Origin of the sequence: Acinetobacter sp. V2, from assembly GCF_001188385.1 — a bacterium.
Taxonomy (GTDB): Bacteria; Pseudomonadota; Gammaproteobacteria; order Pseudomonadales; family Moraxellaceae; genus Acinetobacter; species Acinetobacter oleivorans.
Genome location: NZ_JZFB01000004.1, coordinates 308,176 through 314,884, shown reverse-complemented (window position 1 = coordinate 314,884; position 6,709 = coordinate 308,176). Strand labels below are relative to the sequence as shown.

The following is a 6,709-nucleotide window of genomic DNA, read 5'->3' as shown; positions in this document are numbered from 1 at the left end:
CATTTATTGTCTCACCGTCTATACCGCTTTTCTCTATGCTCCCGCTGCGCATGCTGCAATTTTCTTAAATGGTTGTATCCCAATTTGTACTGCGTTTGCAGCATATATTTTATTTAGGCAGCCGTTTGATAAGCATACATGGGTGAGTCTGGTAATTATGATTACTGCCTTGACTCTCATGAGCGTATTGATGTTGCAAGGTAATGCTTCTGCTTTTGGCGTGGGTGATTTACTTCTTTTTATTAGTGCGATTTGGTGGGGTATTTTCACTGTATTACTTAAACAGTGGAAACTTTCTGCATGGCACTCTATGGCAAGTGTTGCGATTTGGTCTGCAATTATTTACTTGCCCATCTATGCTCTATTTTTACCAAAGCATTTTATGGAAGTTAGTCCTGTCCATTTAGCGATACAGGGCATTTTCCACGGTGTATTTGTGGTTATTATTGCAACTCTGACTTATGTGGCAGCGATTCAGCGACTTGGTGCTTTTAAAACAGGAAGTATTGTGACTTTGGCGCCGTTTATTGCTGCCATTTTAGCGGTACCTTTACTCGGTGAAGCATTAAGCCCATCTATTGTTGTGGGCTTGGTCGGAATGGGAATGGGCGCCTTACAACCTTGGCGATGGTTCCGACCAGATAGCTTGGCACAAAAAATTAAGCAGCAAAATAAATCAAATTAGTTTGTACGCTTCAAATAGCTTTGATGTAACGGCTCTAATTGCTGATGTAAATGTTCGAGTAATCCGTCATTAAACACAATGTCATTGGCAAGTTCGCGTTTACGCTCGCGTGGCATTTGCGCTGCAATAATTTTCTGAATTTGTTCTTGGTTTTGCCCATCGCGTTGGCTTGCACGCTGAATTTGAGTTTGTTCACTCGCATCAACTAATAAGGTGTGGTTTACCAATTCATGCTGGTTGGTTTCAAAAAGTAGGGGTGAAACTAGAATCACATAAGGACTTTTTGGGTTTTGCAACTGCTGAATAATAGATTGGCGAATGGCTGGATGCGTGATTTTTTCGAGTGTTTGTCTTGCTTCAGGATTTTGAAAAATATATTCGCGTAGGGCACGACGATCGAGATTACCATCGGATTGAAGCACCCAGTCTCCAAAAGTTTGTTGGATTTTTTGCAGGGCAGGTTGGCCTTTCTCAACCACTTCGCGAGCAACGATGTCGGCATCGACGACTTGTATTCCTTGGGATTCAAACCATTGTGTTGCAGCAGATTTTCCGCTACCAATACCACCTGTGACTCCCAGAATAAAAGCCATCTTAACCTCCCAAATAGATTTTCATAATCTGGTCACCCCATAAAAAGGCAACCCAACCCGCAATGGCAATGTATGGCCCAAAGGCAAAGGGCTGATTGTCATTGCGTAATTTTAATAAAATGATGCCAATAATTGCACCGAGTAAAGATGACAATAGCACAATTAATGGCAGCATCAATGGCCCCATCCACGCGCCTAAGGCTGCAAGCAATTTAAAGTCGCCGTAGCCCATACCTTCTTTGCCTGTAATCACTTTAAATAAGTAATACACAATCCAAAGACATAAAAAGCCAATCAGATAACCCCAAATGGCTGAGTTAGGCGAGGTGTAAATATTAAAGGTGTTAATGCCTAGACCAAGCGCAGCCAAAGGTAGGGTAAAACGGTCGGGTAACAGCTGAGTATCAAAGTCTATAAAGGTGAGGGCAATCAGGACCCAAGTCAGGACTAGGCCGAAAAGCATTTGTACGGTTGGACCAAACACCAGGACTACAACCAGTGAACATACCATTGTTAATAGTTCAACCGCTGGATAGCGAATACTGATTGGGTGACCACAATGACCACATTTACCTTTTAAAATCAACCAACTGATGACAGGAATATTTTGATACCACCGGATGGGCTGATGGCACTCTGGACATGATGAAGCAGGCTTACTTAATGTCAGTTTTTCATGATCAATGATTGGTTGTTCAGGGTCGAGTAGCATTTGACATTCTTGCTGCCAATCTTGTTCCATCATTTTTGGGGTGCGATAAATCACCACATTAAGAAAGCTACCAATACATAGGCTCAATAATGCAACTGCAATATAAAGTGCAGTTAAGTTTTGAATAAAATAAGCAATAATTTCTTGCATTATACAACTGAGCCCATTTGGAAAATTGGAAGATACATAGCAATCACTAGACCGCCTACAAGTACCCCTAAAATTGCCATAATTAAAGGTTCCATCATTGAAGTTAAGCCATCAACGGCATTATCAACTTCATTTTCATAGTACGTTGCAACTTTATCGAGCATGCTGTCTAGTGCACCAGATTCTTCACCAATTGCGACCATTTGTATAGCCATAGATGGAAAACGATTTGAAACGCGCATCGCGAATTGGAGTTGTTGACCTGTAGCAACATCTTCACGAATTTTCATGACGGCTTGTTCGTAAATGACATTGTTGGTTGCACCAGCCGTTGATTCAAGCGCATCAATGAGAGGAACACCAGCTGCAAAAGTTGTTGCTAAAGTACGGCTGTAACGGGCAATAATCGCCTTATAAACCAGATCACCAAAGATAGGTAGTTTCAGGGTAAGTTTGTCTAAACCATCACGGAATTTTTTACTGCGCTTTTTAGCTTCCAGAAATGCGGCAATGATTGCACCGATCACAATAATCAGAATGAACCAGTATTCCTGCATCCATTTCGACATATTTACGACCATTTGTGTAAAAGCAGGTAGATCTGCGCCAAAGGAAGAAAACAGATCTTGGAAGACGGGAACTACTTTAACCATCAAAATAATGGTAACAACCACAGCAACCACAATAACCGTTGCTGGATATTTCATAGCTTTCTTAATTTTCTGCTTAAGCAATTCACTCTTTTCTTTGTAAATTGCCACGCGGTCCAGCATGGTTTCAAGCGCACCAGACTGTTCGCCAGACTCTACAAGCGAGCAAAACAGTTTATCGAAGTGCTGAGGATACTTTCTTAGAGCTGACGCAAAAGTACTACCACCTTCAACTTCACCTTTAATACCGAGTACCACCTCGCGCATAGCTGGGTTTTCTAGACCTTCTGCCACAATTTCAAAACCTTGTACCAGTGGAACACCAGCTTTCATCATGGTTGCAAGTTGTCGCGTGAAAATCGTGATATCGAGCGTCGATACCTTTTTCTTAAATAAACCTTCAAGAATATTTTTACGCTTTTCTCGAATATTACGGACAGTTACACCTTGTTTACGTAGGGTGACTTTAGCTAAAGCCATATTTTTAGCTGGAAGTTCCCCCTTAATTTTTACGCCTTTACGGTCAACCCCATCATAAGCAAAAGTCGGCATCAATTGTGCCTTTTTGACAGTCATGACATTATCCTTATTTTAAATTGTCTTTTATTCACTGGTTACGCGATTGACTTCTTGTAAAGAAGTAACACCTTGCATAACTTTCTTTAAACCTGAGCGACGTAGATTATTAAACCCCAGTTTTTCAGAAGCGGCAGCGATTTCTAAAGCATTGCCATCTTCCATAATAATCTTGGAAATCTCAGGTGTGACTTTCATTACTTCATAAATACCAACTCGACCTTTGTAACCCTCACGACATTCTGGACAACCGACTGGTTGAAAAACTTGAAAATCGGGATGTGTCAGATCTTGTTCGGTAAAACCCATTTCCAATAGGCTTTGTTTAGGAATGTCAGTAGGTACTTTACATTGAGAACATAGTCGACGTGCCAAACGCTGAGCAATGACCAGATTGACCGATGTTGCAATATTGAAAGACGGAACCCCCATATTGCGTAGACGAGTCAGTGTTTCAGGAGCACTATTGGTATGTAGCGTGGACATCACCATATGGCCTGTCTGAGCAGCTTTAATCGCGATTTCCGCTGTTTCTAAATCACGAATCTCACCGACCATAATAATGTCAGGGTCCTGACGTAAAAATGACTTAAGTGCAGCTGAAAAAGTCAGACCTACCTTAGGGTTCACGTTAACCTGATTAATGCCTTCAAGGTTAATTTCGACTGGATCTTCGGCAGTAGAAATATTAGAACTTTCAGTATTTAAGATATTGAGGCCTGTATATAAAGATACAGTCTTACCAGAACCAGTTGGACCTGTGATTAAAAGCATACCTTGTGGCTTATCTAATGCTTCCATAAAGAGCGCTTTTTGCTCTTCTTCATATCCTAGAGCATCAATTCCCAGCATGGCACTCGATGGATCGAGAATACGTAGAACTAGCTTTTCACCAAATAAGGTCGGAAGAGAGTTCACACGAAAATCAATTGCTTTAGATTTTGATAGCTTGAGCTTGATACGACCATCTTGAGGGACACGCTTTTCAGAAATGTCCATTTGAGACATCACTTTTAAACGTGAAGCCAAACGATTAGCCAGCTGCAAAGGCGGATTTGCAATTTGACGCAAAACGCCATCGACCCGATAACGGACCCGATACGATTTTTCATAAGGTTCAAAATGTAAATCAGAAGCCCCCATACGAATCGCATCAATTAATAACTTGTTAACATATTTAACAATAGGTGCTTCATCGCCTTGCGGAGTATCCTCATCCTCTTCTGGAGCAGTTGAGGTATCAAGATCTATATCTAGATCAAACTCTTCATCACTAAACTCGAAATTACTTTCTTCAGTAAATTGCTGTACCAGAATTTTCTCGAGTTTATGGTGCTCGACAATAACCGGCTCAACCATAAGCTTACTGTTGAAGCGAATAGCATCAATAGCATCAATATTGCTGGGATTACTGGTTGCAACATATAAAATCTGTCCTCTTTGTACGAGAGGCAAGATCCGATGTTTTAAAATCAGTTTCTGGTCGACCAAATCTTTAGGAATCTGGCTAGTATCGTAAACGTCCAGATCAAAATATGGTTCAGCAAATTCAATAGAAATTGTCTCAGCTAATAAAGAAGGGGAGAGATTAACCTCTTCAATCAGGTACGCAACAGTATCCTGTTTAGCTCTTTTTGCTGCATCTAATGCTGCTTGCATGGTCGCTGCCGACACATGTTTTTCTTCGACTAATCGTCGAAAAAACCCCGAAAATTTTGGAGATGTATGTATGACTGACATCTGCCTACCTGTGCTCATATGTTTATAATTGGTATATAAAAAATTATACTTTTGTTATCTAAAATTACTACCTGAGAAAATGATGCTCTCGTCTTGATCCATATATTAAAGCTTGAACCAGTCGAAGTTTTTATTCATTAATTTTTAAAACGTGGAGCTTTAGTCTTCATAAAGTTTTATGACTGTTTTCAAATAGTAGAAAAGATATGAGCAAAGCCGTTAAAGAAAAGTATCTGAAATTTGTAGAAATGCGTGTAGAATGTGCTGCATTTTTGATGAAAGGTGAGCCGTATGTCGGGTTCGACGATTACGCCTTGGGTAGTTGGCAACTGGAAAATGAACCCAATGCGTGCCAATGCCAAACAACTTATAGAAGAATTTAAACAACTATTGCAACAAAACGAAATTGCAGATGAAAGCTGCCATGTCGGAGTTGCTCCGGTTTCTATTGCACTTGCAATGGTACAAATACAATTGCAAGATGCTGCAAAAACAGTATATACAGTTGCACAAGATGTATCGCGTGTAGCAGGTACAGGTGCCTATACTGGTGAAGTCAGTGCAGAATTATTAAAAGATAGCCAAATTAATTTTGTATTGGTGGGTCACTCTGAACGCCGTGATTTGTTAGGTGATAACGTTGAAATTTTGAAAGCAAAACTCCAAAATTCTTTAAATGCAGGCTTAACTGTCATTTATTGTGTGGGTGAAAGTCTCGAACAACGTGAACAAGATTTGGCAGAACAGGTTGTATTGCAACAAATCTGTGATATAGCTCCTGTAGTGACTGCAGAGCAATGGCAAAAGCAAATTGTAATTGCTTATGAGCCAATCTGGGCAATTGGTACAGGTAAAACTGCTTCACCACAAGATGCGCAGGCAATGCATGCTAAAATCCGTGAAGGTTTAAGTCAGATTACTTCTGCGGGTCCAGACATTGCGATTTTATATGGCGGTAGTGTAAAAGCTGAGAATGCAGTCGAGTTGGCAGCATGTCCAGATATTAATGGCGCGTTGGTTGGAGGTGCTTCGTTAAATGCAGCATCTTTTTATCAAATCGTACATGCCTTTGCACAAAGTAAATAACGAGGATAGGGTATGCACTCTTTTGTACTGATCGTACATATTATTTTAGCGGTACTGATGATTGGCTTGATTCTAGTCCAACACGGTAAAGGTGCGGATGCTGGTGCTTCTTTCGGCGGCGGCGGAGCAGCAACTGTATTTGGCGCATCGGGTTCAGCTAATTTCCTTACTCGCCTTACTGCTATTTTAACGGCACTGTTTTTTGTGACGAGTTTAACCTTGGCTGTTTTTGCGAAAAAACAGACTACTGAGGCATATAGTTTGAAATCTGTACAAACAACAGCACCAATTCAAACAACATCGCCTGAAACTTCACCAAATGCACCAAAAACGGGTCAATAATTCGAAATAGGGCTTTCCTTTTATAATTGGAAGGACTAGAATGCGTCCCACAAGCTGCGGTGGTGGTGGAATTGGTAGACACGCTACCTTGAGGTGGTAGTGCCTTCGGGCGTGGGGGTTCAAGTCCCCCCTTCCGCACCAACTTTGAACCAGAAAGTTGAGTGCAAGCAGTTTT

General features: G+C 41.0%; 7 protein-coding genes and 1 tRNA gene. 4 read left to right on the top strand and 4 right to left on the bottom strand.

Going from position 1 to position 6,709, the window contains the following annotated elements; translation table 11 throughout:
• On the top strand, window positions 1–685 hold a 685-nt coding region (locus tag UC75_RS14400), incomplete at its 5' end, for a DMT family transporter (RefSeq protein WP_228137392.1).
• Here UC75_RS14400 and coaE read toward each other — a convergent pair.
• The 4 genes from coaE to pilB are packed head-to-tail and all read right to left on the bottom strand — an operon-like array spanning window position 682 to window position 5,106.
• Window positions 682–1,278, bottom strand: a complete 597-nt coding sequence (gene coaE / locus UC75_RS14395) for a dephospho-CoA kinase (RefSeq protein WP_049837984.1) — start codon at window positions 1,276–1,278, stop codon at window positions 682–684. The two genes, UC75_RS14400 and coaE, sit on opposite strands and share 4 nt — an antisense overlap.
• 1 nt (window position 1,279) lies before the next feature.
• A complete protein-coding gene (locus tag UC75_RS22495; RefSeq protein WP_049837983.1) occupies window positions 1,280–2,140 on the bottom strand; it encodes a prepilin peptidase in 861 nt (286 codons plus the stop codon).
• Entirely contained in the window at window positions 2,140–3,366 is a 1,227-nt protein-coding gene (locus UC75_RS14385; RefSeq protein ID WP_049837982.1) for a type II secretion system F family protein, read from the bottom strand. The genes UC75_RS22495 and UC75_RS14385 overlap by 1 nt, the downstream gene beginning before the upstream one ends.
• Before the next feature lie 27 nt (window positions 3,367–3,393).
• Window positions 3,394–5,106 (bottom strand): type IV-A pilus assembly ATPase PilB, encoded by a 1,713-nt coding sequence (gene pilB / locus UC75_RS14380; RefSeq protein WP_049837981.1) that lies wholly within the window; start codon window positions 5,104–5,106, stop codon window positions 3,394–3,396.
• A 291-nt stretch (window positions 5,107–5,397) separates the two neighbouring features.
• Between pilB and tpiA the strand changes: the two genes are divergently transcribed.
• The 3 genes from tpiA (at window position 5,398) to UC75_RS14365 (ending at window position 6,675) form a co-directional block, all read left to right on the top strand.
• Window positions 5,398–6,192 carry a triose-phosphate isomerase gene (tpiA, locus tag UC75_RS14375; RefSeq protein WP_049837980.1) on the top strand — a complete coding sequence of 265 codons (795 nt, stop codon included), beginning with the start codon at window positions 5,398–5,400 and terminating at the stop codon, window positions 6,190–6,192.
• 12 nt (window positions 6,193–6,204) lie between these two features.
• Window positions 6,205–6,534, top strand: coding sequence for a preprotein translocase subunit SecG (secG, locus tag UC75_RS14370; RefSeq protein WP_004795012.1), 330 nt, complete (start codon window positions 6,205–6,207; stop codon window positions 6,532–6,534).
• A 56-nt stretch (window positions 6,535–6,590) separates the two neighbouring features.
• Window positions 6,591–6,675 (top strand) — tRNA-Leu (locus UC75_RS14365).
• Window positions 6,676–6,709 lie beyond the last annotated feature (34 nt).

Coding starts and splice junctions, on each gene's coding strand:
- tpiA (WP_049837980.1), top strand. CDS start 5,398: ATGTCGGGTTCGACGATTACGCCTTGGGTAGTTGGCAACTGGAAAATG.
- pilB (WP_049837981.1), bottom strand. CDS start 5,106: ATGTCAGTCATACATACATCTCCAAAATTTTCGGGGTTTTTTCGACGA.
- secG (WP_004795012.1), top strand. CDS start 6,205: ATGCACTCTTTTGTACTGATCGTACATATTATTTTAGCGGTACTGATG.
- UC75_RS22495 (WP_049837983.1), bottom strand. CDS start 2,140: ATGCAAGAAATTATTGCTTATTTTATTCAAAACTTAACTGCACTTTAT.
- UC75_RS14385 (WP_049837982.1), bottom strand. CDS start 3,366: ATGACTGTCAAAAAGGCACAATTGATGCCGACTTTTGCTTATGATGGG.
- coaE (WP_049837984.1), bottom strand. CDS start 1,278: ATGGCTTTTATTCTGGGAGTCACAGGTGGTATTGGTAGCGGAAAATCT.